23 protein-coding genes and 1 pseudogene are annotated in these 21,391 nt (G+C 38.7%); 15 read left to right on the forward strand and 9 right to left on the reverse strand.

From position 1 onward, the window contains the following. Both AN490_RS16335 and AN490_RS16340 read left to right on the forward strand, forming a co-directional pair. On the forward strand, positions 1 to 456 hold the full coding sequence (locus tag AN490_RS16335; protein ID WP_300005477.1) for a CBS domain-containing protein: 456 nt from the start codon (positions 1 to 3) through the stop codon (positions 454 to 456). A 159-nt stretch (positions 457 to 615) separates the two neighbouring features. Next, positions 616 to 1,173 (forward strand): CBS domain-containing protein, encoded by a 558-nt coding sequence (locus AN490_RS16340; RefSeq protein WP_148761982.1) that lies wholly within the window; start codon positions 616 to 618, stop codon positions 1,171 to 1,173. A gap of 137 nt (positions 1,174 to 1,310) precedes the next feature. Here AN490_RS16340 and AN490_RS16345 read toward each other — a convergent pair whose 3' ends face one another. Beyond that, the gene (locus AN490_RS16345; RefSeq protein WP_300005480.1) at positions 1,311 to 2,249 is read right to left on the reverse strand and encodes a putative 2-dehydropantoate 2-reductase; all 939 of its coding nucleotides are present in this window, start codon (positions 2,247 to 2,249) and stop codon (positions 1,311 to 1,313) included. Positions 2,250 to 2,369: 120 nt separating this feature from the next. Here AN490_RS16345 and AN490_RS16350 point away from each other — a divergent pair, with 120 nt between their 5' ends. Both AN490_RS16350 and AN490_RS16355 read left to right on the forward strand, forming a co-directional pair. After that, complete coding sequence (locus AN490_RS16350; RefSeq protein ID WP_300005482.1) at positions 2,370 to 2,771, forward strand: fasciclin domain-containing protein; 402 nt, start codon at positions 2,370 to 2,372, stop codon at positions 2,769 to 2,771. 387 nt (positions 2,772 to 3,158) lie between these two features. Further along, positions 3,159 to 3,488 (forward strand): annotated as a pseudogene (locus AN490_RS16355) (hypothetical protein). 244 nt (positions 3,489 to 3,732) lie between these two features. On the opposite strand, the gene AN490_RS16360 reads toward AN490_RS16355, so the two are convergent. From AN490_RS16360 to AN490_RS16380, 5 genes are all read right to left on the reverse strand, one after another. Next, on the reverse strand, positions 3,733 to 3,966 hold the full coding sequence (locus AN490_RS16360) for a hypothetical protein (RefSeq protein WP_300005484.1): 234 nt from the start codon (positions 3,964 to 3,966) through the stop codon (positions 3,733 to 3,735). Positions 3,967 to 4,094: 128 nt separating this feature from the next. After that, positions 4,095 to 4,295, reverse strand: coding sequence for a hypothetical protein (locus tag AN490_RS16365; RefSeq protein ID WP_300005486.1), 201 nt, complete (start codon positions 4,293 to 4,295; stop codon positions 4,095 to 4,097). A 365-nt stretch (positions 4,296 to 4,660) separates the two neighbouring features. Then, complete coding sequence (gene murF / locus AN490_RS16370) at positions 4,661 to 6,016, reverse strand: UDP-N-acetylmuramoyl-tripeptide--D-alanyl-D-alanine ligase (RefSeq protein ID WP_300005488.1); 1,356 nt, start codon at positions 6,014 to 6,016, stop codon at positions 4,661 to 4,663. A 96-nt stretch (positions 6,017 to 6,112) separates the two neighbouring features. After that, positions 6,113 to 7,117, reverse strand: coding sequence for a serine protease (locus AN490_RS16375; protein WP_300005490.1), 1,005 nt, complete (start codon positions 7,115 to 7,117; stop codon positions 6,113 to 6,115). A gap of 22 nt (positions 7,118 to 7,139) precedes the next feature. Further along, a complete protein-coding gene (locus AN490_RS16380) occupies positions 7,140 to 7,361 on the reverse strand; it encodes a hypothetical protein (protein ID WP_300005492.1) in 222 nt (73 codons plus the stop codon). Between the two features lie 127 nt (positions 7,362 to 7,488). On the opposite strand from AN490_RS16380, the gene AN490_RS16385 reads away from it, so the two are divergent. The 6 genes from AN490_RS16385 (at position 7,489) to ebsA (ending at position 12,890) form a co-directional block, all read left to right on the forward strand. After that, on the forward strand, positions 7,489 to 7,797 hold the full coding sequence (locus tag AN490_RS16385; RefSeq protein ID WP_300005530.1) for a type II toxin-antitoxin system RelE/ParE family toxin: 309 nt from the start codon (positions 7,489 to 7,491) through the stop codon (positions 7,795 to 7,797). Positions 7,798 to 7,799: 2 nt separating this feature from the next. Then, a complete protein-coding gene (locus AN490_RS16390; protein ID WP_300005494.1) occupies positions 7,800 to 8,093 on the forward strand; it encodes a helix-turn-helix transcriptional regulator in 294 nt (97 codons plus the stop codon). Positions 8,094 to 8,638: 545 nt separating this feature from the next. Next, a complete protein-coding gene (locus AN490_RS16395) occupies positions 8,639 to 10,024 on the forward strand; it encodes an ammonium transporter (RefSeq protein WP_300005496.1) in 1,386 nt (461 codons plus the stop codon). Positions 10,025 to 10,302: 278 nt separating this feature from the next. Further along, positions 10,303 to 11,115: an SGNH/GDSL hydrolase family protein gene (locus AN490_RS16400; RefSeq protein WP_300005498.1), complete on the forward strand. Its 813-nt coding sequence runs from the start codon at positions 10,303 to 10,305 to the stop codon at positions 11,113 to 11,115. A gap of 74 nt (positions 11,116 to 11,189) precedes the next feature. Next, the gene (locus AN490_RS16405; protein WP_148762005.1) at positions 11,190 to 12,398 is read left to right on the forward strand and encodes a 4-hydroxy-3-methylbut-2-enyl diphosphate reductase; all 1,209 of its coding nucleotides are present in this window, start codon (positions 11,190 to 11,192) and stop codon (positions 12,396 to 12,398) included. Positions 12,399 to 12,503: 105 nt separating this feature from the next. Continuing rightward, complete coding sequence (ebsA, locus tag AN490_RS16410; RefSeq protein ID WP_300005501.1) at positions 12,504 to 12,890, forward strand: type IV pilus biogenesis protein EbsA; 387 nt, start codon at positions 12,504 to 12,506, stop codon at positions 12,888 to 12,890. Positions 12,891 to 12,955: 65 nt separating this feature from the next. Here ebsA and AN490_RS16415 read toward each other — a convergent pair whose 3' ends face one another. Then, positions 12,956 to 14,167, reverse strand: coding sequence for an HhoA/HhoB/HtrA family serine endopeptidase (locus tag AN490_RS16415; protein WP_300005503.1), 1,212 nt, complete (start codon positions 14,165 to 14,167; stop codon positions 12,956 to 12,958). Between the two features lie 237 nt (positions 14,168 to 14,404). Here AN490_RS16415 and AN490_RS16420 point away from each other — a divergent pair, with 237 nt between their 5' ends. The 4 genes from AN490_RS16420 to zwf all read left to right on the forward strand — a co-directional run bounded on the left by AN490_RS16420 (position 14,405) and on the right by zwf (position 18,931). Continuing rightward, on the forward strand, positions 14,405 to 14,773 hold the full coding sequence (locus tag AN490_RS16420; protein ID WP_148766860.1) for a metal-sensitive transcriptional regulator: 369 nt from the start codon (positions 14,405 to 14,407) through the stop codon (positions 14,771 to 14,773). After that, the gene (menH, locus tag AN490_RS16425) at positions 14,770 to 15,588 is read left to right on the forward strand and encodes a 2-succinyl-6-hydroxy-2,4-cyclohexadiene-1-carboxylate synthase (RefSeq protein ID WP_300005506.1); all 819 of its coding nucleotides are present in this window, start codon (positions 14,770 to 14,772) and stop codon (positions 15,586 to 15,588) included. Before AN490_RS16420 ends, menH begins: the two co-directional genes overlap by 4 nt. Before the next feature lie 526 nt (positions 15,589 to 16,114). Next, a complete protein-coding gene (fbp, locus tag AN490_RS16430) occupies positions 16,115 to 17,152 on the forward strand; it encodes a class 1 fructose-bisphosphatase (RefSeq protein WP_300005508.1) in 1,038 nt (345 codons plus the stop codon). Between the two features lie 249 nt (positions 17,153 to 17,401). Next, complete coding sequence (gene zwf / locus AN490_RS16435; RefSeq protein ID WP_300005510.1) at positions 17,402 to 18,931, forward strand: glucose-6-phosphate dehydrogenase; 1,530 nt, start codon at positions 17,402 to 17,404, stop codon at positions 18,929 to 18,931. Here the strand turns inward: zwf and AN490_RS16440 are convergent. Beyond that, on the reverse strand, positions 18,897 to 19,091 hold the full coding sequence (locus tag AN490_RS16440) for a hypothetical protein (RefSeq protein WP_300005512.1): 195 nt from the start codon (positions 19,089 to 19,091) through the stop codon (positions 18,897 to 18,899). The genes zwf and AN490_RS16440 overlap by 35 nt on opposite strands. A gap of 2 nt (positions 19,092 to 19,093) precedes the next feature. Here AN490_RS16440 and opcA point away from each other — a divergent pair, with 2 nt between their 5' ends. Further along, positions 19,094 to 20,467, forward strand: coding sequence for a glucose-6-phosphate dehydrogenase assembly protein OpcA (gene opcA, locus AN490_RS16445; RefSeq protein WP_300005514.1), 1,374 nt, complete (start codon positions 19,094 to 19,096; stop codon positions 20,465 to 20,467). Positions 20,468 to 20,640: 173 nt separating this feature from the next. On the opposite strand, the gene AN490_RS16450 is transcribed toward opcA, so the two are convergent. Continuing rightward, positions 20,641 to 21,015 (reverse strand): hypothetical protein, encoded by a 375-nt coding sequence (locus tag AN490_RS16450; protein ID WP_015080819.1) that lies wholly within the window; start codon positions 21,013 to 21,015, stop codon positions 20,641 to 20,643. Positions 21,016 to 21,391: the final 376 nt, after the last annotated feature.

Consider the following 21,391-nt stretch of genomic DNA (forward strand, 5'->3'; position numbering starts at 1 on the left):
ATGATCAAAGCTGAAGACATAATGACCACAGAAGTTGTCACAATCCGTGGTTCAGCAACCGTAGCCGAAGCCGTAGCACTGATGAAAGAACGCCATTTGCGATCTTTAATTGTCGAACCTCGCACAGAAAATGACCCCTACGGCATGATCACTGAAACTGATATTGTTTATAAAGTTGGTGCTTATGGTAAAGACTCCAAACAAGTGCGAGTTTATGAAATTATGACCAAGCCTTGTATTGTCGTCAATCCTGAACTTGGTGTGGAGTATGTAGCCCGCTTATTTGCCAATACAGGCATCCGTCGCGCCCCTGTAATTAAAGGTAAGCTATTAGGAATCATCTCAATTACCGATATCCTCAGAAAAAGTGACTTTGTGGAAAACCCAAAAAGCTATTTTGAAATGTATTGTCAAGAATTTCCCGATGCCTTAGAAGCCAGAATTTACGAAGATTAAATCCAAGAATTCATGGTTTTTTGCTCAGTCAAGCATACTCATTTACATAAGAATAATCAGCAATCTGGAGAAGGCTGAAACGGGCTTTTTGCAAATTCATTACAATTCACAAGTTACCCACAAATTTCAATCCAACTATTGACAGGAATTTATAAACCGATGATGAAAGCTGAAGACATAATGACCACAGAAGTGATTACAATTCGTGGTTCAGCAACCGTAGCCGAAGCTGTGGATTTGATGAAATATAAAGGTTTGCGATCTTTAATTGTGGAACCTCGTACAGAAAATGACCCCTATGGCATGGTCAGTGAAACTGATATTGTCTATAAAGTTGCTGCTCACGGTAAAGACTCCAAACAAGTGCGAGTTTATGAAATTATGACTAAGCCTTGTATTGTCGTCAATCCTGAGCTTGGTGTGGAGTATGTAGCTCGCTTGTTTGCCAATACCCGTATTCGTCGCGCTCCCGTAATTAAAGGTAAGCTGTTAGGAATCATCTCAATTACCGATATCCTCAGAAAAAGTGATTTGTTTGAAAATCCAAAACGTATCTTTATTGAGGACGAAATAGAAGTTGCACGGGAAGAAGCGAGAACAATTTGTGCAACTAAGGGCGATTCTTCTCGTGAATGTGCAGCAGCTTGGGATATTGTGGAAGAACTTCTGGCAGTAGCATCTGACCAAAGATTAGTGAAGGAGAATGTTGTCGAATAAATATTATTTGCCTTGCCTGATTTTCCCAACATCCTCTTAGGGGTAAAGGTTTTCCCTTTGCTTTTTCCCCTTAAATAACAACTATGGAGATAGTTTATTTGTCCCTTTTTTCGGATGGAATGAGTCAGGATTTAGATTTAACTTCTATTTCTCATATCCAAAAACTTCAATTGTTGATATAAACAACGAATTTGCTGCAAATTTACACCTGCTAATTCTGCTTTTCTTAATGGATTACCAAAAATTGCTTCTAATTCTAAAGGACGTTTTTCATCAAAATCAATTTTCATGCTGGTGCGGTAAGGTTTCATTTTCACGGTGTAATCTAACATGGTTTGAACGAAACTTTCAGGAATAATTCTGCCCGTACTTTTTGCCCCTATAACTACTTCCCACATCAAACTTTCTACTAACTGACGAGTATATATATCTGTCATTAATTCATCGGTTCTCCCATCAAGAATCACAGATAAGCCATTATAGGGAATATTCCAAACTAACTTTTTCCAACGTCCTAATAGTAAATCTTCTAATAGTTCTATTGATATACCGGCATTTTCAAAATCTGCGGCAATTTCTCGCATTTTTTTAGTAATGCCAATTGATTGATAATTAGATGTATATTCACCTAATGTAATTTGTCCATAATCTAAATGATGAATATGTCCTGGTGCAACTTTATTAGAACAGAGAAAACATAAACCCCCAATAACGTGGACATTACTCACAATTTCCGCGATTTCTGCTTCGATACCCAATCCATTTTGTAATACCAGTACCACCCCGTCATCTTTAACTATTGGCGGTAATAAATCTGGTAAAAGTTGATTTTGGGTAGTTTTTAGTGATACTATAACCACATCACACTGTGGCATCTTGTCTACATTGTTATAGGCATTAACTTGAGAAAGGGTAAAGTCACCGTCTTTAGACTCAATAATTAAACCTTGTTCGCTTACCTGTTGATAATCACTTTTGAGTAGATAATGAACTTCTAAACCGGATTTTTGCAGTTTTGCACCATAAAATCCACCTAATGCGCCGGTTCCCAATATTGCATAAGTGCGTTTATCCATTTTATGTATAAAAAAATATTCAGAAAATCATCAGAATATATTTTACCAGAATTGTCATTAATAAAACTTAAACATGATTTACTATTTTTTAGAACCTTTGGTAGATGAGAGGTAAAGTCAATGCCTGATATTGTTGATATTGCAGTTAGTAATGATGCGTTTAAAACTTTAGTGGCCGCTGTGTCCGCTGCTGGGTTGGTGGAAACGTTAAAAAGTCCCGGGCCATTCACTGTGTTTGCACCAACTGACGACGCTTTTGCCAAGTTACCCCCTGGTACAATTACAACTTTATTACAAAATATTCCTCAGTTAGCAAGGATTTTAACCTATCACGTCGTGCCTGGTAAGTTAACAAAGGCTGATTTAGCAAAACTTGGTACTGTAACTTCTGTGGAAGGTTCTCCTATTAAAATTAATTGTGATGATGGTTTTGAGGTAAAAAATGCCACAGTTTTAGCAGCAGATATTGATGCTGATAATGGCGTGATTCACGTTATTGATACTGTGATTTTGATGGGTTAATCGGAGAGAGTTTTTCATCTGGGAGACCTTGTAGAGACGTTTCTGACAGCGTCTCTATCATTAATAAATTTAGTGGACAAGGCTAATTCTTTAAAAATTGTTACATAAATGGCGTAATTACTCACTTTTAAGGTACTATAATTGGCTCTACCGCTCCCTTTATGATATTTTCGGTAAAATATCCCTGAAACCCCTACACCGATTGGATTTGAGGTTTTAATATTTTCAAAAATATTAATTTAGATTAAACCCATGTACACCAATGGTTTTGGATATATTAAAAGGATGTTTGATCATAAGGGGAACGGTAGAACCCTATAATTTTATTAATGATATTATTGATAATAAAACTTAATAATAAGAACCTACAATTATCCCCAAAAATTAATGTTAGATTTCAACACCTTAATCGAATTTTCCCGCAACAACTGTATAGGCATTTGTGCCTTTCTTGTTCCAGCTAATATCCTGACAACCTTATTCACAATTGTCCTCATCTTCCTAAATCGTCCCATGCTTCAGGTGTGGATATCTGTTGGATTTGCTTGTCTGTTTGCTAGTATCATGCTTCTGCACGTTTACACTTAGTTCATGATTGGTGTAGTTATGCCACCAACTTATATTTTGTTATCCCTAGCAATTACCTGTTTATTGACTAATCTGTTGGTAATTATGTGGCGAAAAAATTCTCCACAATTGTTTTCTTTTGGTAAGTAATTACAACAAAAGTCAGAATTTCACGATTGCTATAAACCTGATATTTGACTTTTTTATAACCTGTCAGAATAGTAGTAAAAATAAAAATTACTATTCTGACTATTGGTAATAACTGTTAATTACAGCATATTGCAAGTGATTGAGGTACAAATTTTCATTACAAAGCCTTGCAGCTAAAGGGTTTTACTCCTGACTGTTGATAGCTGCGTAACTAACAGCTTTTTTTCGAGTTTAATGGTGACCATTAATAACCTCCACTTGCGCTATAACTGCCACTTGCGCTATAACTTCCGCTTGCGCTATAACTGCCACTAAAACTTCCACTTGCGCTAAAACTTCCGCTAAAACCTCCACTATGACAACCTTCACCAAAAATGTTTTGTACTTCCTCAGTAGCTAGTTCATTGAGGAAACTATTAGTATCATTAAATAAATCATAACCTACAGGAAGTAGTGGAGATATTTGGATATTAGTCATGATAATTCCTCCTTGATATCTCGTCTTGACCAAATACAATTTAATAGTCAGAATAGTAGTAAAAAATAAAAATTACCATTCTGACTATTAGTAATAGCTGTTAGTTATTTAACAGCTATTTTCTAATTTTAATGACCCCAATATTTTCCGTTATAACCACTCTTGGAATTGTTGTGAGAGTAATTGTTTTTATGAGACCAACAACTATGATAACCTCCACCATAAACATCTTGTACTTCCTCGGTAGCTAGTTCATTGAGAAAACTAGCAATATCATTAAATAAATCATAACCGACAGGAAGTAGTGTGGATATTTGGATATTAGTCATGATAATTTCTCCTTTATATATCGTCTTGATATCAAACAAATGAGATTAGACTTGATATTGACTAACCTTACTTTTGATTCTTCCAAAAATAATCCATAAATTCAAGGCTTTGATCTCAATGGATAAGACTTTATTGAAATATTTTTGTCTCGCTATTGATAACAATTAATGGTTTATTTTCATTCGTTAAACGACATTTTAGATTGTTTTTTGCTATATGGTAGAGATGTTTCATGGAACATCTCTACAAAAGATGTAATTTTCTTGTGGATGATATTTCTGAGAAAATACCGACTTAATTAAGTTTGTTTTGTCTAAACTATAGCAAATAGACAACATATTGAAAATACAATTTTCAACTCTTTTTAATTGGTGAATTCTGCCCGTAATTGGTTGACAACTCGATCTAATCCCACAGAATGGGCTGCTTTGAATAATAAGCGATCGCCTGTTTGCATAAATGTTTTTAATCTTGTTACCAAATCGGCATGATTAGTGAAACATTCACAAGATATATTATCCGCACTATTAACCATAATTTCCGCATCTTTACCATCAACTAATACTAATAATCCATCAAGATGCAAACTTTTGACCATTTTCCCGACTTTTTGATGAAGTTCTGGGGATCTTTCTCCTAATTCCTTCATTGCCCCTAAAACCGCAATTTTCCGCTTTCCTGGTGTGTCTGCTAACAACTGCAAAGCCGCTAACATGGCTTCTGGGGCGGCATTATAGGTTTCATCTAAAATCACGACATCATTGGGCAAAGTGAAGCGTTGACTTCTACCTGTGGGCATATTTACCATGACCCCAGATTGTAATAATTGCCAATCAATTTCTAATACCTTAGCTACTGCTAAAGCTGCTAAAAAATTGGTAGCATTATGACGACCAGGTAAAGGTAAAGGTAAACGGATGCCGGCAACTTCTACAGTTTCACTATCAATTAATTCTCCTTGGATATCACCACCAGAAAAGCCATAACTGATAACTTTCCCTTGCCAAAATTTCGCTGCTGTTGTCATTAATAAGGGGTTATCATGATTAAGAATGGCGATACTATCATTTGGCATTGTTGCTAATAATTCACACTTAGCTTCAGCAATTGCATCTTCTGAACCAAGTAATTCAATATGTGCCGTTCCTACATTAGTAATTACCCCAATTGTCGGTTTAGCAATTTCTGTCAGTTCGGCAATTTGTCCCCTGCCTCGCATTGCCATTTCAATCACAGCAAAGTCATTTTCTCGACCCATTTCTAACAGGGTTTTGGAGACTCCTATTTCATTATTAAAATTCCCGTAGGTTTTATGAACTTTTCCTTTTGTGGCTAAAACTGCGGCAATTAGTTCTTTAGTTGTAGTTTTCCCTACTGAACCTGTGATGCCAATTACAGGAATAGTAAAGCTTTCACGCCACCATTTAGCAATTTGTTGATATGCCTTTAAAGTATCTTTAACCCGCAAAACTGGAAAACCGGGATTCTCGTAAGCATGATCAACTATGGCAACTATAGCCCCTTTAGCGATCGCTGTCGCGACAAAATCATGTCCATCAAACTTTTCTCCTCGCAAAGCCAAAAAGACTTCACCCGGTTGCAAAATGCGAGTATCTGTTTGTATCCCCATCCCCAACTGAGTTAAGGTAGACGCAGATACATTCACCGATTCAGCTTGAAGTTCTTCAAGCAGTTGAGAGATAGTGATAGAGACTGACATATTGATAAATGACAGGGTATTTTAAAGCTATTTACATTAACATTTTTTGTGTCATTTTCAATAAAATTTAAAATCTCCACCTTGGCGGCATTTTCCTTATAAACCTATATTAGGGTTATTAGGGTTATTAGATTTTGGTGCATCGAAAAGCTCTAATTGATTAGTAGTCGAATTATATCGGTATTTTAGACCAGTTAAAGGAGGTCTAGGCTCAACACAGTATTCTTTATTGCCAAACATAATTGATACTACTTGTCTACCAGGTTCACAAGCTGTAGGATTGTATCCGAAATTTTGAATAATCTGCAAATTTCGGTCATTGGAGGAGATTTTTGCTGGCTCAGATTGGGGGATTGTCTCCGTGTCACTTGAGATAACTTTCCCTTTGGTTAACTGCAAATAAGTTTTAATAGGAATGCCGGCATTAAATCCCGATTTAGTAGCATCTGCAAGTCCGTGAATGGCTACAAGATTGCCATTAATATCAAATACACCTCCTCCACTATTACCAGTCAAAGTATTGGCATCATAAACCAAACTATAACCATTTCGGAGATTCTGATTAAAAACAATTCTCCCTCCTGTAAAAGCAAATTCTCTATCTGCACCTTTTCTGCCAAATACGGCTGGAAAACCAGCAACAAAAATGTCTGTACCAATTTCCAATGGCTTATCTTCAATAACAACAGGACGATAATATTCTGAGTCTGGAGCTTGAAATGTAATAATTGCTAAATCAACTCCATTTTGATCTGTCTGTAAAACTTGACGATTTTTCATAACATACTCTTTCCCTGTGTAGGTACGAATTGAGTAATTGATATCTTGAGAGCAATTAATCTTCCCTGGTCGTTTTATGGCACTACAAACAACATGATTGGCAGTTAATACAGTGTAAATATTATTTTCTTCGTCAATAATCACTCCTGAACCTCCAGGAGAACCATTATCTTTGCTATTGATTTGGACTATAGATTCTCTGACATTTTCGGCGATTCCTTGAGGTACACTGTTAGCTAATGCTGGAATAGTCATAGCCATTGCTGTTATTGCCGATAGCCCCAAAAACACCCTAGTTAATTGATTAGTTATTAAAAGCATATTCAATATTTTTGATTTTTTTTCAGTAATTATGTAAATTTTGCTCAACTAGACTTTGTGTTTCCATAAAATCAATGACTTTAGTAATAGGAATAGCCCAACTTAAAGAGTCTATTTTTGCATAAATTTGTTGATTAGGTACAGAACCATCAGTAAAAGCCTTAATCCCCTGAAAAGGATACTTTAATAAGCCATTAATTGCTATTAATTCTCCTTTTTGATTTAAAAGTGGTCCACCGCTCATCCCTTGCCTAAGAGGGTGTTTGAAAAGTCCCTCATGGTGTATCAAATATTTTTAGATCCCCCTAAATCCCCCTTAAAAAGGGGGACTTTGACTCTAGTTCCCCCCTTAACAAGGGGGGTTAGGGGGGATCTGTAAGTGCCTAAAATCACAACCTAAAACTTTTCAAACATCCTCTAAAGAGGAAAGATTTTTGATTGGTGCTGATATCAAAACAGTTGAATTTGGTTGGCCAATTGGAATGCATACCTGTCGGCCAATGGGTGATGGATTATTTGAAGTCAGAACAAATTTACCACAAAATAAAATTGCTCGTGTGTTATTTTGTTTCTATGAAGGTAAAATGATATTGCTGCATGGCTTCATTAAGAAAAGTCAAAAAACCCCAAAACAACAATTAGATTTAGCCTGGGAACGCAAACACACATTGGAGGCGTAAAAATGACAGAAAATCCTTATATTGGTTCTTCTCTTGATGCGTTTTTAGAAGAAGAAGGAACATTAGACGAAATAAATTTAATAGCTATTAAAAGAGTAATTGCTTGGCAAATTCAAACTGCAATGGCTGAGAAAAATATTACTAAAACAGCAATGGCTGAGAAAATGAAAACAAGTAGATCATCTGTTGATAGACTTTTATCTCCTGATAATCATTCTGTTACCTTAGAAACAATTGATAAAGCTGCAAGAGTTGTTGGTAAAAAAATTCGTTTTGAATTGGTAGATGCTGTTTAAAATAGAAAAAATCAAACTCATGGCTGATTATGGATGCTACCCACTATGGTGGGCTAGTTCTGGCAAGGTTGGAGATATTGATCCAGAAAGGAAAAATCCCACCATGTCCAACCAACCAAACAAACCTAACAGATGCTCGTAATAACCTAGCTGACATCTGCGCTCAAGTAGTTGCAGATAGATAAGTAATGATGATTACCCAACCTGATGGTGCAAACCTCGCCCCTATTGCTGCTGACGAATTAGAAAGTTGATTAGAAACAACTCATTTACTGCGCTCATCTCAAAATGCAGCGCGTCTTTTAACTGCTTTAGAAAGAGCAAAAACCAGAACTTTAAAACCGCAAAGTATCAACGAAATGTAAATATTGCATAATAAAATGAACCTTAGTGCAAATTTTAAGTTAGAGAAAAGATCAGATTTTTGTGAAAATTACTGAAAAATTAAACATTAAGTAACTTTAAAGACAGAAAAAAGTAGTAAATAATACGAATTATCTTTGATTAAGACTAATATTATTGTAGACACAGAGGAACGAAAATAAATGTTCAAAAAAGTAGTCATTATTGGGTGTTTAACCCTATTTATGTTGGTAGGGTTATTAACTGGAAATGCCCTTGCAGAAGCCGCTGCTGCACCCCCTCCTAATTCAGGCGATACAGCATTTATGCTGATTTCATCAGCCTTAGTATTGCTAATGACACCGGGATTAGCCTTCTTTTATGGTGGGTTTGTGCGATCGCACAATATCCTCAACACATTGATGATGAGTTTTGTGTTGATGGGCATTGTCGGAGTCACCTGGATTCTCTGGGGTTATAGCCTTTCATTTGCCCCTGGGTTGCCCTTTATCGGTGGTTTACAGTGGTTTGGGTTAAACGGTGTCGGCTTAGAAACAACAGGCTATCTGCAAGGTTCAGACCCTGTGGAAGTTGTTTCTTATGCGGGAACAATTCCCCATCAAGCATTCATGATCTATCAAGCCATGTTTGCAATTATTACCCCAGCCTTAATTTCAGGAGCGATCGCCGAACGGATGAGTTTCCGCGCCTATTGCCTATTTGTGCTGCTGTGGTCAACCTTCATCTACACACCCCTGGCACACATGGTTTGGGCAAAAGGAGGATTTTTAGGGTTAGCTGGTGGGATAGGCGCTCTAGACTTTGCTGGTGGGACAGTAGTGCATATTAGTTCCGGTGTTTCGGCACTGGTAGCAGCAATTGTCCTCGGTCCCAGAAAAAACTATCCAGATCGTCTTAGCCCTCCCCACAATGTCCCCTTTATTTTGTTAGGTGCTGGCTTACTTTGGTTTGGTTGGTTCGGCTTTAACGCTGGTAGTTCCTTATCCGCAGGTACAGTAGCCACTGTAGCCTTTGTTGCTACCAATACATCGACCGCCGCTGGTGCGTTAATGTGGTTGATTTTAGAAGCCACATTACGGGGAAAACCCACCGCAGTAGGCGCAGCCACAGGTGCGGTAGCTGGTTTAGTTGGGATCACCCCAGCCGCCGGATTTGTCACACCTCTAGCCTCAATTCTCATCGGTTTCATTACCTCCGTCGTCTGTTTCTTTGCTGTCAGTTTCAAGCACAAGTTACAGGTTGATGATGCCTTAGATACCTATCCAGTACATGGTGTGGGTGGGACTATAGGTGCGATTTTAACAGCTATCTTTGCCGACATTAGAGTTAATGCTGGCGGAAAAGATGGGGTACTGCGTGGTAACTTCAGTGAATTATTTGTAGAATTAGGAGCGATCGCCCTAGCCTATATCATTGCGGCTGTCGGGACTTGGATCATTCTCAAAATTATTGCGGCTACAATTGGTTTACGAGTTCCGGATCAAACTGAAGATCAAGGTTTGGATATTAACGAACACGGAGAAGAAGGTTATAACTCCGAGTTTGCAGATCGAATTCCTAACAAATAGATATAGATAATGTAGAGACGTTACCTATAACGTCTCTACATTCAGAAATAAACCGCATTTTCTCAAAGAAACTATATTCTGAGCCGTTAATCCTATAATCTTGATCTCAATTACCAATTAGAAAACTCCATAAGAAATTTTGGCAGATTTTTTATTTGGAAGTCTCTTACCAGATTTACAATGAAGTTTAATATTGGTCATTTTTATCAGTCGTGTCTAACTGTGTAAAAACCTTTCCTGCTTGGGGATTCTTCGCACTGTTAACTAACGTTATCCTAATGTTAGCGGTCATTTCATTGATTTGGCGACAGCAAAAAATAACCCCTGTGGTAGCAACGACAGCTATCCCAAATCCCCCAGAACCAGTTAACCTTAACTGGAAAAATCAATATGTAGCACCAGAGTTAGGTCCCCGTCATCAACTCAGTTATCCCCAATGGTTGGATATGCTCAAGCAAGAAGCTAAAATAACCGCTGACAAAAATCCCCAACGGTTAACCATACTAGCGGGAGATTCTCTGAGTTTATGGTTTCCACCAGAATTATTACCGGAAGATAGAAATTGGCTAAATCAAGGAATTTCCGGGGAAGTTAGCAATGGACTGTTACAAAGATTAGATCTCTTTGACCGCACCCAACCAGATATGATTTTGGTGATGGTAGGTATTAATGATCTAATTCGCGGGCTAGACGATCAGGAAATTCTCACTAATTATCGGCAAATTATCAGCTATCTACGCAGAAAACACCCCCAAGCAGAAATTGTCATTCAGTCAATTTTGCCACATGGTGCGGGGGGGACAACTTGGAAAGGAAAAGAAAAACTCCTAGCTATTCCCAATTCTCGAATTCGCAAATTAAATCAGGAACTGAATAACATCGCTACTAAAAAAGGCGCGAGATATCTCAATTTACATCCCCTATTCACCGATCAACAAGGTAATCTTCGTTCAAATTTTACCACCGACGGTTTACATCTGAGTCCCCCTGGTTATCTAGTTTGGCGGACTGCTTTGCAAATGTATACTAACCAACAACTAACACCCCAACTTCCTCAACCACAAAAGGTACAGTCAACAAATAGGATATAAATCCAAAATTTCTATCTAAATCGGCTCCAAGCGCGAGAAAATCAAAAATAGTAATTATTAGTGGTCAATCTCAAATGGATACAAAAGCTTTTAAACGCAGCCTCCAACATTCAGCCAATTATAATCGTAAGGGCTTTGGTCATCAGGCGGAAGTAGCCACTCAGTTACAGTCTGAGTTTCAAAGTAACTTAATTCAGGAAATCCGCAATTCTAACTACACTCTCAACCGTGGTGATGTCACAATCCAACTAGCCCAAGCATTTGGCTTTTGTTGGGGTGTAGAAAGGGCTGTAGCCATGGCCTATGAAACCCGTCAGCATTTCCCGACAGAACACATTTGGATTACTAACGAAATTATTCACAATCCATCTGTGAATAAACGAATGCAGGAAATGCAGGTAGAATTTATTCCCGTTATTGATCAAGTAAAAGACTTTTCTGTTGTTGGTAGCGGTGATGTGGTGATTTTACCAGCTTTTGGTGCCAGTGTTCAAGAAATGCAAATTCTCAATGATAAAGGTTGTCAAATTGTTGATACTACTTGTCCTTGGGTTTCTAAAGTTTGGAACACTGTCGAAAAGCACAAAAAAGGTGATTACACTTCAATTATTCACGGAAAATACAAGCACGAAGAAACCGTTGCGACCAGTTCTTTTGCTGGGAAATATTTGATTGTTTTAAATTTACAAGAAGCAGAATATGTCATTAACTATATTCTCTATGGTGGCAATCGTCAGGAATTTTTAGCTAAGTTTGCTAAAGCTTGTTCTGCGGGATTTGATCCTGATCAAGATTTAGAACGGGTAGGTATTGCTAACCAAACAACCATGCTCAAAGATGAAACCGAAAAAATCGGGAAAATGCTAGAGCGAACCATGATGCAGAAATATGGACCAGCAGAGTTAAATCAGCATTTTCAAAATTTCAATACTATCTGTGATGCTACTCAAGAACGTCAAGATGCTATGCTGGAATTAGTGGAAGAAAAGGTAGATTTAATGATAGTTATTGGGGGGTTTAATTCATCAAATACTACCCAATTACAACAAATTGCTTTTGATCGAGATATTCCTTCCTATCACATTGATTGTGTGGAACGGATTCAATCAATTAATAACATTGAACATCGGCAATTAACAGGAGAATTGGCAATTACAGAAAACTGGCTTCCAGTAGGGAAAATTAAAGTTGGGGTTACTTCTGGCGCTTCGACACCGGATCAGGTAGTTGAAGATATAATTGAGAAAATTTTTGCCCTCAAAGCCACAGCCACTTTAGTTTGACAATACCTTAGCTAAAGTAAAAAAAGCCTGAATTCGGAGGTTGGGTTTGGCTTGGCTTAACCCAAACTCCCAAAAAATGGCGAATAATTGAAGGAATCTACAAAAATGTCTGGTAATACGTCTTTTGATCAACTCCAACCTGCAAATCAACAACAAGCTACCGTCTATTTACCTTATATTCAGGGTAGTAAGCGAAATTTATTACCCTATGCCATCAGTCTTTATAAAACACGTGAGTTGGAGGGACAGCGTAAAATTGAGGGTGGTAAGAATATTTCTTTTGTTGCGACTTGGAATGATGCCACTTTACCCTTAGATTCAACCATTTGCCGGATTCAGTTTGAGACTAACTCTGAACTAACTTATGAAGTAATGATGCCAAGTTTTGAATTTATTAGTTTTTTAATTGAACTAATGGAAAACTATAAGCGAAATAGCATCAGCGATTTTCCTAAATCTTTTTACCGCAAACTTTTACACTTAGAGGATTAAAGCAGAAATAGATATAGTCAGGGGTATACCTACGCATACCCCCATTTTCAAAATTCAAACACCCTCTAAGAAATATCTTTCAACTCAGCGGTACGAACCGAAAGCATCTGTGTCTGATTACCTCTTTGCACTTTCACTTGCAACGCTTGACCAAGGGTACTGTCTTCTACTACGCCTTGCAACTGTTCAGCACTAGTAATAGGGTTATTGTTAATTTGCAAAATCACATCTCCGCGACGGATACCCGCAGTTGCAGCCGGAGAATTAGGAACAACCCGCATGACTAAAACACCCGCGACTTCAGGAATTGCAAACATGGAATTAGGATCATTGTTATTTTGTTTTGCTAATTCCGGTGTTAGTGTCACCATTTGCACACCTAAGTAGGGATGAGCAACTTTGCCATCACGTTGCAATTGAGCAGCGATTACTTTAGCTTTATCAATAGGAATTGCAAAGCCAATCCCCATCGCATCGGCGCGAATTGCGGTATTAATGCCAATCACTTCTCCCAAACCATTTAATAATGGTCCACCGGAGTTACCGGGGTTAATAGCTGCGTCAGTTTGAATGAAGTCTAACCGTTTATCACTGATTCCTACTTGAGCGCTGGAACGTTTGAGGGTGCTGACAATCCCCAAGGTGACGGTATTATCAAATCCTAGCGGATTACCCACAGCGATCGCCCAATCTCCTACCTGAACATGATCAGAATTACCTAAATCTGCAACAGGTAAATCCTTACCAGCATCAATCTTAACTACAGCCAAATCTGTAACTTCATCAATGCCTTGAACTTTACCTTTAAAGGTGCGACCATCTTTCAGACGGACTGTGACTTTATCAGCCTTATCAACTACGTGAGCATTGGTGAGAATTACGCCACTTTTATCAATAATAAAACCAGAACCTAAACCCCGTAACTGTTCAGTCGGTGATTGTTGGGGAAAGCTATCACCAAAAAACCGCCGAAAAAACGGATCTTCCATCATCGGATCATTTCGGCGCGTAATCGTTCTTTCTGTATCAATTCTCACCACTGCTGAACCTACCCGATTGACCGCTGCTGTCACAAAACTATGACTACCAATCACAGCCGTAGCGGGAGAAGGCTTTTGAGCAATTTTTGTGAATGACTCAGTGACAGGATTCGGACCCGGTTCTGCGGCTGAAGGTAATACCCGCAGGGAGGTGAAAGTCAACATCACTCCTATAAAAATCGCTAAAATATGGGTACTGAGTTTTCGGATAGACCGGGACATTTGGGAAAATCGCATAATCACAACCTAATCTACAAGTCTAATTTTTGCTGTTTCTTGATAAATCTATCTACACCTATTTTTACAGATTCAGATCAGAATTCTGGTTTATTGACATTTTCGGTCATTTAAAGTTTCTTTGATTTCACGGAATCTTGGCTCAAAGTGCAGGATATTTTTTCATCTTCCCCCGCGCTCTCTGGGCTAAAATATTAATTACAGCCAAAATGGCTAAAAAATATGCAGAGAATACCCATGAATGGAGCAAACCCAGTAACTAACGAATCTTTACCTACATCAGATCACAACCATCCAGATTATACACACAATCAGGCTGATTCTGTTCATCCTCATGTCCACAGTGAAGAGTCATTACGGCGGATTGTTAACCGACTATCGCGCATAGAAGGTCACGTTCGCGGAATTAAAACAATGGTACAGCAAAATACCCCTTGTCCTGATGTATTATTACAAATTGCTGCTGTGCGTGGGGCATTAGATAAAGTAGCCAGAATTGTCCTAGATGAACATTTAACTGAGTGTATTGGTAGAGCCGCCCAAAAGGGGAATATAGAATTAGAGATTGAACAATTAAAAGCTGCTTTAGATAGATTTTTACCTTGATTATCCATAAATATCAATTTCACTATTCTTTAAATCATCAACCAAACAAACCAATAATTCTGTTTTTACATGGGTTCATGGGTAATATTCATGAATTTGATGAAGTTATAAAATTACTATTTGCTGATTTTTCCTATCTGACAATTGATTTACCTGGACATGGTAAAACCCAGGCTTTAGACGATGAATGTTATACAATGGCATCTACAGCCGCAGCTATTATTCAATTATTAGATGAATTAAAAATTGACCAATGTTATTTAATTGGTTACTCCATGGGAGGAAGATTGGCTTTATATTTGGCTCTGCATTTTCCCCATAGGTTTATTAAAGTCATTTTAGAATCTGCTTCTCCAGGTTTAGCAACAGAAACCGCAAGATTAGCCAGAATTAAAAGTGATGCTCAAATAGCCAGAAAACTATCTAGAATCATCAATCAAGATGATTTTTATGACTTTCTCAATAATTGGTATCAACAGCCAATCTTTGGTGATATCAAAAATCATCCTCAATACCAATCTATGATATCCAGTAGATTAACAAATCATCCTTTAAACCTAGTCAAGTCATTACAGTTTATGGGAACAGGTTCTCAAGCTAGTTTATGGGAATTGCTAACTAAAAATACTATTCCTCTATTATTATTAGTTGGTGAGAAAGATGAAAAATTTATTGATATTAATATCGCTATGACTGAAAAATGCAACTTGGCTAAATTACAAATAATTCCTCAAGTCGGCCATAATATTCATCTAGAAAACACTGTAGCATTTGTGCAAAATATACAAAAATTTTTAGATCCCCAACTTCTTTAAGAAGTCGGGGATCTTGTTGTTGATTACAAAAGAAGGGAATAGGGAACAGATCAGAAACACTCATTTGCACCAGTTTAGAGCTTCTGTCAAAAAAAAGATGTTTTTAAAAGATGCGTAGCCCGAAAAAAACAGTGTCATTATTTCAATCTCATGTTTTTAAACATGAGTTTTTCCTGTGAGAAAGTTGCCCGTTCCCTGTTCCCTCTGAATTGCGATATAATTAGAAGACGCAAATCCTCTTACAGCAAGGGTTTTAGCGATTAGGGGGTAGATATCTTCATCTTGATCATGATTATCAAATCCTCATATTTGCCCGACTCCATGATTATATACTAAGTGCGTAGTGAAAACAATTATTTGTTATCTAGAGAAAAATACTGAAAAACCCAGATCCCCGACTTCTTCAAGAAGTCGAGAATCTTCAAATCAAAAATTCAATTCTTTAGTTTATCTAAAATCACATTTAAGTTATCAAATTCCCTTTCTAAGATAGAAGCAGGAACATGACCCCATAGCAGCGAACAACATGACACAAATATCAGAATCTTTAAATTTGTCCACAGATAAAGCTTTAGATCGTGATTGTACAACATTATCCCGTCACGTCCTCCAGCAATTACAAAGCTTTGGATCAAATGCCCAGGATTTAAGTGCGCTGATGAATCGTATCGCTTTAGCGGGTAAATTAGTTGCCCGTCGGTTGAGTCGCGCTGGTTTAATGGAAGGGGTGCTGGGATTTACTGGAGAAGTCAACGTCCAGGGAGAATCCGTCAAAAAGATGGATGTTTACGCCAATGAAGTATTTATTTCCGTGTTCAAGCAAAGCGGCTTAGTCTGTCGTCTCGCTTCCGAAGAAATGGAAAAACCCTACTACATCCCCGAAAACTGCCCCATTGGTCGTTATACTCTCCTTTATGACCCCATTGACGGCTCATCTAACACAGATAACAATCTCAGTTTAGGTTCTATCTTTGCCATTCGTCAGCAAGAAGGAGAAGATGCTGATGGTGAAGCTAAGGATTTACTTACAAATGGACGCAAGCAATTAGCAGCAGGATATATTCTCTATGGACCAAGCACTATGCTAGTTTATAGCATAGGTACAGGTGTACATTCATTCATTCTTGATCCTAGTTTGGGTGAGTTTATTCTCTGTCAAGAAAATATCAAAATGCCAGATCATGCCGCCACCTATAGCGTTAATGATGGTAACTTCTGGCAATGGGATGAATCTTTTAGAGAATATATCCGTTATGTTCATCGCACAGAAGGTTATAGTTCCCGTTACAGTGGGGCAATGGTGAGCGATATTCACAGAATATTATTACAGGGTGGGGTATTTCTCTATCCCGGCACATTACAAAAACCAGAAGGTAAATTACGTCTATTGTATGAAACTGCTCCCCTAGCATTTTTAATTGAACAAGCTGGAGGTGTAGCGACTACAGGAACAATGGATATTTTAGATGTAGTTCCCACAAAATTGCACCAGCGGACACCATTAATTATTGGTAGTAAAGAGAATGTAGCCAAGGTCATGTCTTTTATCAAAACAGGTAATTAGACAAAATTCCGATTTAACCGACTTTAGCCATAAGACAGGAATAAATCCAGGATTCTGTATTCTATAGACCTCTTGCAATAACCTGTCCGTGTCCTTTCCGTGTCATTCATGAACTCTTTCAAAGGTCAAGTCAAGCTATTCTCACCTATAGAGGAGATTGCGGAATTTAAGAAAAGATCAGGAAGTAGAGATCTTTTTCTTCTTGCCCTTCACCTCTGGCAAAATCTAAAATCTAAAATCTAAAATCCTATGGTCAGTCTGCTAGAAAATCCATTGCGCGTCGGTCTACAGCAGCAAGGGATGCCCGAACCACAAATTATCGTCATCTTTGGTGCTTCTGGAGATCTAACCTGGCGTAAATTAGTACCAGCACTGTACAAATTGCGGAGAGAAAGACGTATTCCCGCAGAAACCACCATTGTGGGCGTAGCGCGTCGGGAATGGAGTCACGAATACTTCCGCGAGCAAATGCAAAAAGGCATGGCAGAAGCTCACGCTAATGTGGAATTAGGTGAACTTTGGCAAGACTTTTCCCAAGGTTTATTTTACTGTCCTGGGAATATAGATGACCCCGCAGGATACCAAAAACTGAAAACCCTATTAGCTGAATTGGACGAGAAACGAGGAACAAGAGGAAACCGGATGTTTTACCTCTCTGTTGCCCCTAATTTCTTCCCTGAAGCTATTAAGCAACTAGGGTTAGCAGGAATGCTAGAAGACCCCGAAAAACAGCGGTTAGTCATTGAAAAACCCTTTGGTCGTGATTTAGCTTCCGCTCAAAATCTCAACCAAGTAGTACAAAAGGTTTGTAAAGAAAACCAAGTTTATCGTCTTGACCACTATTTAGGGAAAGAAACGGTGCAAAACTTGCTGGTTTTCCGCTTTGCTAATGCCATTTTTGAACCTTTGTGGAATCGGCAATTTGTAGATCATGTACAAATTACTGTAGCCGAAACCGTGGGAGTAGAAGACCGGGCGGGTTATTATGAAAGTGCGGGCGCGTTGCGAGATATGCTGCAAAATCACCTCATGCAGCTTTACTGTTTAACCGCCATGGAAGCACCTAACTCTATGGATGCTGACAGTATCCGCACGGAAAAGGTTAAAGTGTTACAAGCGACTCGTTTAGCTGATGTTAATAATTTGTCAAAATCAGCAATTCGTGGACAATACAGCGCGGGTTGGATGAAAGGTCAACAGGTAGCAGGGTATCGAACTGAACCAGGTGTTAATCCTGAATCTACTACCCCTACTTACGTGGCCATGAAGTTCATGGTAGATAACTGGCGTTGGCAAGGTGTTCCTTTTTACCTAAGAACTGGCAAGCGGATGCCGAAAAAAGTCAGTGAAATTGCGATTCATTTCCGCGAAGTTCCTTCAAGAATGTTCCCCTCTGCGGCTCAACAAGTAAACGCCAACGTTTTGGCCATGCGAATACAACCCAATGAAGGTATTTCCCTCCGGTTTGATGTAAAAATGCCCGGTGGTGATTTCCGTACCCGTGCCGTAGATATGGATTTTAGCTACGGCTCTCTAGGTATTTCTGCTACTTCCGATGCCTATGATCGTCTCTTCCTTGATTGTATGATGGGCGACCAAACTTTGTTTACACGGGCGGACGAAGTAGAAGCAGCTTGGCAAGTAGTTACACCTGCCTTGTCTGTATGGGATTTACCAGCCAATCCTGCGAATATTCCTCAGTATGAAGCCGGTACTTGGGAACCAGAAGAAGCAGAATTACTAATCAACCAAGACGGTCGCCGCTGGCGCAGACTTTAATTAGTCCTTGGTCATTGGTCAGTAGCAAAACAACGAACAACTGACAACTGACAACGAACAACTGTACGGGCGAAGCATTTGGAGAACTATTTTTGGCAATGACCGATAATTTATCTTCCAAATGCTTCGCCACGAACAACGAACAACGAACAACTGACAAATATGATTTCCCAAGCACCGACAATTTTTTCTTTGCAAGCGCCCAAGGATGTTTCCCTCACAGAAATTGAGGTAGAACTTAATCAAGTTTGGCAAAGTTACGGTCTTCAGGGGGAAGATGGTACTTTACCCGCTGCTACCCGCGCCACAACATTTACTTTAGTAGTTTATGAACCGGAAGAAACTCAGTATTTGTTAACTGCAACCGGCTTTTACAAGGGTCCAGTTGACGGTATTCTCGGACCACAAACTAAAACAGCTTTGCAGGAAGTCCAGAAAAAGCACCACCTTCCAGAAACTGGTACTGCTACACCAGAAACTCTGACGGCTTTACGGGCTGAATATTTCCAAAAGCAGCGCACTGGGCCAAATGGAGATAATCATGGTGCAGCTATGGGGTATACTTTTAGTCCTACCAGTCCCACGATTGCTGACGAAATTGCTACCCGTAACCCTTGCCGAATTATTGCTTTATGTCCCATTGCCGGCGATGATGAAGGGGTAAAAGCCCAAGTTTCTGCCTATTGTCCCATTCAAAAGCAATCTTCCAGCACTCTTATCTGTTGTGAGTACATTACCCTTACTGGTACTGTTGCAGCTTTAGAACGCATTGGGGGAATGATTCCCGCTTTGTTAATTGGTGGTTTGCCTAAGTTTCTCTGGTGGAAAGCTACACCAGATGCTGCCAACTTTTTGTTTAAGCGATTAGCGGCAGTTTGTAATAATGTCATTGTTGATTCTTGCAACTTTAATACACCAGAAGATGATTTACTCAGCTTGCAGAAGTTAGTAGAATCTGGTATACCTTTGGCTGATTTGAATTGGCGGCGGTTGTCAGCATGGCAGGAGTTAACAGCACAAGCTTATGATGCGCCTAATCGTCGCGCTGCTCTTAGAGAAATTGATCGTGTCAATATTGATTATGAAAAAGGCAATGCTGCTCAAGCCTTATTGTATTTGGGTTGGTTAGCTAATCGCTTAGAATGGCAGCCAGTTTCCTATAAACAGGAAAACGGTGATTATGATATCACCTCGATTCAATTCCTGTCTCAAGACCAAAAACACATAGAAGCTGAGTTAGCAGGTGTTCCCATTGCTGATATGGGGGAAATTATCGGTGATTTAATTGGTTTGCGTTTGAGTTCTACTAATATTCAAGCTAATTGTGGAACTGTGATTTGTTCGGAAACTGGCGGTTGTATGCGAATGGAAACTCATGGAGGCGCTCAGTCGTCTGGCTTGTTCCAACAAGTAACTTCTCTTTCTGAACAAAAAGCCGAAGCGTTGTTAAGTCAACAAGTACAACGCTGGGGACGTGAGGCTTTATTTGAAGACAGTTTAACTGCAATTGGCAACACTATTAAGTTAGGCAAGTAGTTAATGGGTAATGGGTTAGTTGTCAGTTGTCAGTTGTCAGTTGTCAGTGGAAAATATTTTCCCCATGCCCTCTGCTTCTGCCCTCTGCTTCTGCCCTGTTCCCTGTTTTAAATATTAAAAAACCCGGATAAACCGGGCAGATGTACTTTTTGTCGGGTGTTAGCTAATGATAATTATTGGTTAATTTCACAAGTTAAAGGACAAGCTGCATAAACAGTGGTTTGGGCTTTTTCAGCTTTACCATGCAACCAACTTAACCATTTTATTTGCGTAGGATGAATACCTTTAGCTGTTAGCACTCCAGCAGCAATTAATACTGCCATAACATTAAACATTACTAAACCACCTGCCACAATTAACACGGCACTAGCGGGCATCACAGATTGTAAAACAATGGACAATAGACAGCCAACCGTAGCCATCAATACAACCAATGGAAAGCCGACGACTAACAAGCACACTGCCAATGTAAATGTCCAGATTAAAAAGCTTTTCATCATTAATAAGGAGTCGGTCTGAACTAGATTAGAGCTTTGAGCAGAAACCATGACTTTTCCTCCTAATACACAGCAAGTTTAAATTTCAGTTGTTTATCACTCGAAAGCGAATTAACTGATTTTGTTTCAGTGAAATTTAGTATATAAAACCTTAGCTCCAAAATGAGCATTTCTTTACTAAAGTTTACAGTTGATTTTTTCTACTTATGAATAAGAATTCACATATACCCACAGGTAGGGAAAAGAGTTTTGGTCTATGCCTTGAGAAATATAGACTAAGGATAGATGAGAAGCAGATATTGATCCCCGCAATCTGATTACCCAGATGCTTAACATTTCTTATAAAAAACGATATTATTTCTCATAATTTATCAAAAAGTGATCAAAACAGATTGTAGATGATGGGTAATTCTTAATTTCTTTCACT

The organism is Anabaena sp. AL09 (assembly GCF_001672255.1).
Taxonomy (GTDB): domain Bacteria; phylum Cyanobacteriota; class Cyanobacteriia; order Cyanobacteriales; family Nostocaceae; genus Dolichospermum; species Dolichospermum lemmermannii.

What these genes read in the sequence shown, in the direction of transcription:
- AN490_RS16335 (WP_300005477.1), top strand. Translation starts at nt 1, where the DNA reads ATGATCAAAGCTGAAGACATAATGACCACAGAAGTTGTCACAATCCGT.
- AN490_RS16340 (WP_148761982.1), top strand. Translation starts at nt 616, where the DNA reads ATGATGAAAGCTGAAGACATAATGACCACAGAAGTGATTACAATTCGT.
- AN490_RS16345 (WP_300005480.1), bottom strand. Translation starts at nt 2,249, where the DNA reads ATGGATAAACGCACTTATGCAATATTGGGAACCGGCGCATTAGGTGGA.
- AN490_RS16350 (WP_300005482.1), top strand. Translation starts at nt 2,370, where the DNA reads ATGCCTGATATTGTTGATATTGCAGTTAGTAATGATGCGTTTAAAACT.
- AN490_RS16360 (WP_300005484.1), bottom strand. Translation starts at nt 3,966, where the DNA reads ATGACTAATATCCAAATATCTCCACTACTTCCTGTAGGTTATGATTTA.
- AN490_RS16365 (WP_300005486.1), bottom strand. Translation starts at nt 4,295, where the DNA reads ATGACTAATATCCAAATATCCACACTACTTCCTGTCGGTTATGATTTA.
- murF (WP_300005488.1), bottom strand. Translation starts at nt 6,016, where the DNA reads ATGTCAGTCTCTATCACTATCTCTCAACTGCTTGAAGAACTTCAAGCT.
- AN490_RS16375 (WP_300005490.1), bottom strand. Translation starts at nt 7,117, where the DNA reads ATGCTTTTAATAACTAATCAATTAACTAGGGTGTTTTTGGGGCTATCG.
- AN490_RS16380 (WP_300005492.1), bottom strand. Translation starts at nt 7,361, where the DNA reads ATGAGCGGTGGACCACTTTTAAATCAAAAAGGAGAATTAATAGCAATT.
- AN490_RS16390 (WP_300005494.1), top strand. Translation starts at nt 7,800, where the DNA reads ATGACAGAAAATCCTTATATTGGTTCTTCTCTTGATGCGTTTTTAGAA.
- AN490_RS16395 (WP_300005496.1), top strand. Translation starts at nt 8,639, where the DNA reads ATGTTCAAAAAAGTAGTCATTATTGGGTGTTTAACCCTATTTATGTTG.
- AN490_RS16400 (WP_300005498.1), top strand. Translation starts at nt 10,303, where the DNA reads ATGTTAGCGGTCATTTCATTGATTTGGCGACAGCAAAAAATAACCCCT.
- AN490_RS16405 (WP_148762005.1), top strand. Translation starts at nt 11,190, where the DNA reads ATGGATACAAAAGCTTTTAAACGCAGCCTCCAACATTCAGCCAATTAT.
- ebsA (WP_300005501.1), top strand. Translation starts at nt 12,504, where the DNA reads ATGTCTGGTAATACGTCTTTTGATCAACTCCAACCTGCAAATCAACAA.
- AN490_RS16415 (WP_300005503.1), bottom strand. Translation starts at nt 14,167, where the DNA reads ATGCGATTTTCCCAAATGTCCCGGTCTATCCGAAAACTCAGTACCCAT.
- AN490_RS16420 (WP_148766860.1), top strand. Translation starts at nt 14,405, where the DNA reads ATGAATGGAGCAAACCCAGTAACTAACGAATCTTTACCTACATCAGAT.
- fbp (WP_300005508.1), top strand. Translation starts at nt 16,115, where the DNA reads ATGACACAAATATCAGAATCTTTAAATTTGTCCACAGATAAAGCTTTA.
- zwf (WP_300005510.1), top strand. Translation starts at nt 17,402, where the DNA reads ATGGTCAGTCTGCTAGAAAATCCATTGCGCGTCGGTCTACAGCAGCAA.
- opcA (WP_300005514.1), top strand. Translation starts at nt 19,094, where the DNA reads ATGATTTCCCAAGCACCGACAATTTTTTCTTTGCAAGCGCCCAAGGAT.
- AN490_RS16450 (WP_015080819.1), bottom strand. Translation starts at nt 21,015, where the DNA reads ATGGTTTCTGCTCAAAGCTCTAATCTAGTTCAGACCGACTCCTTATTA.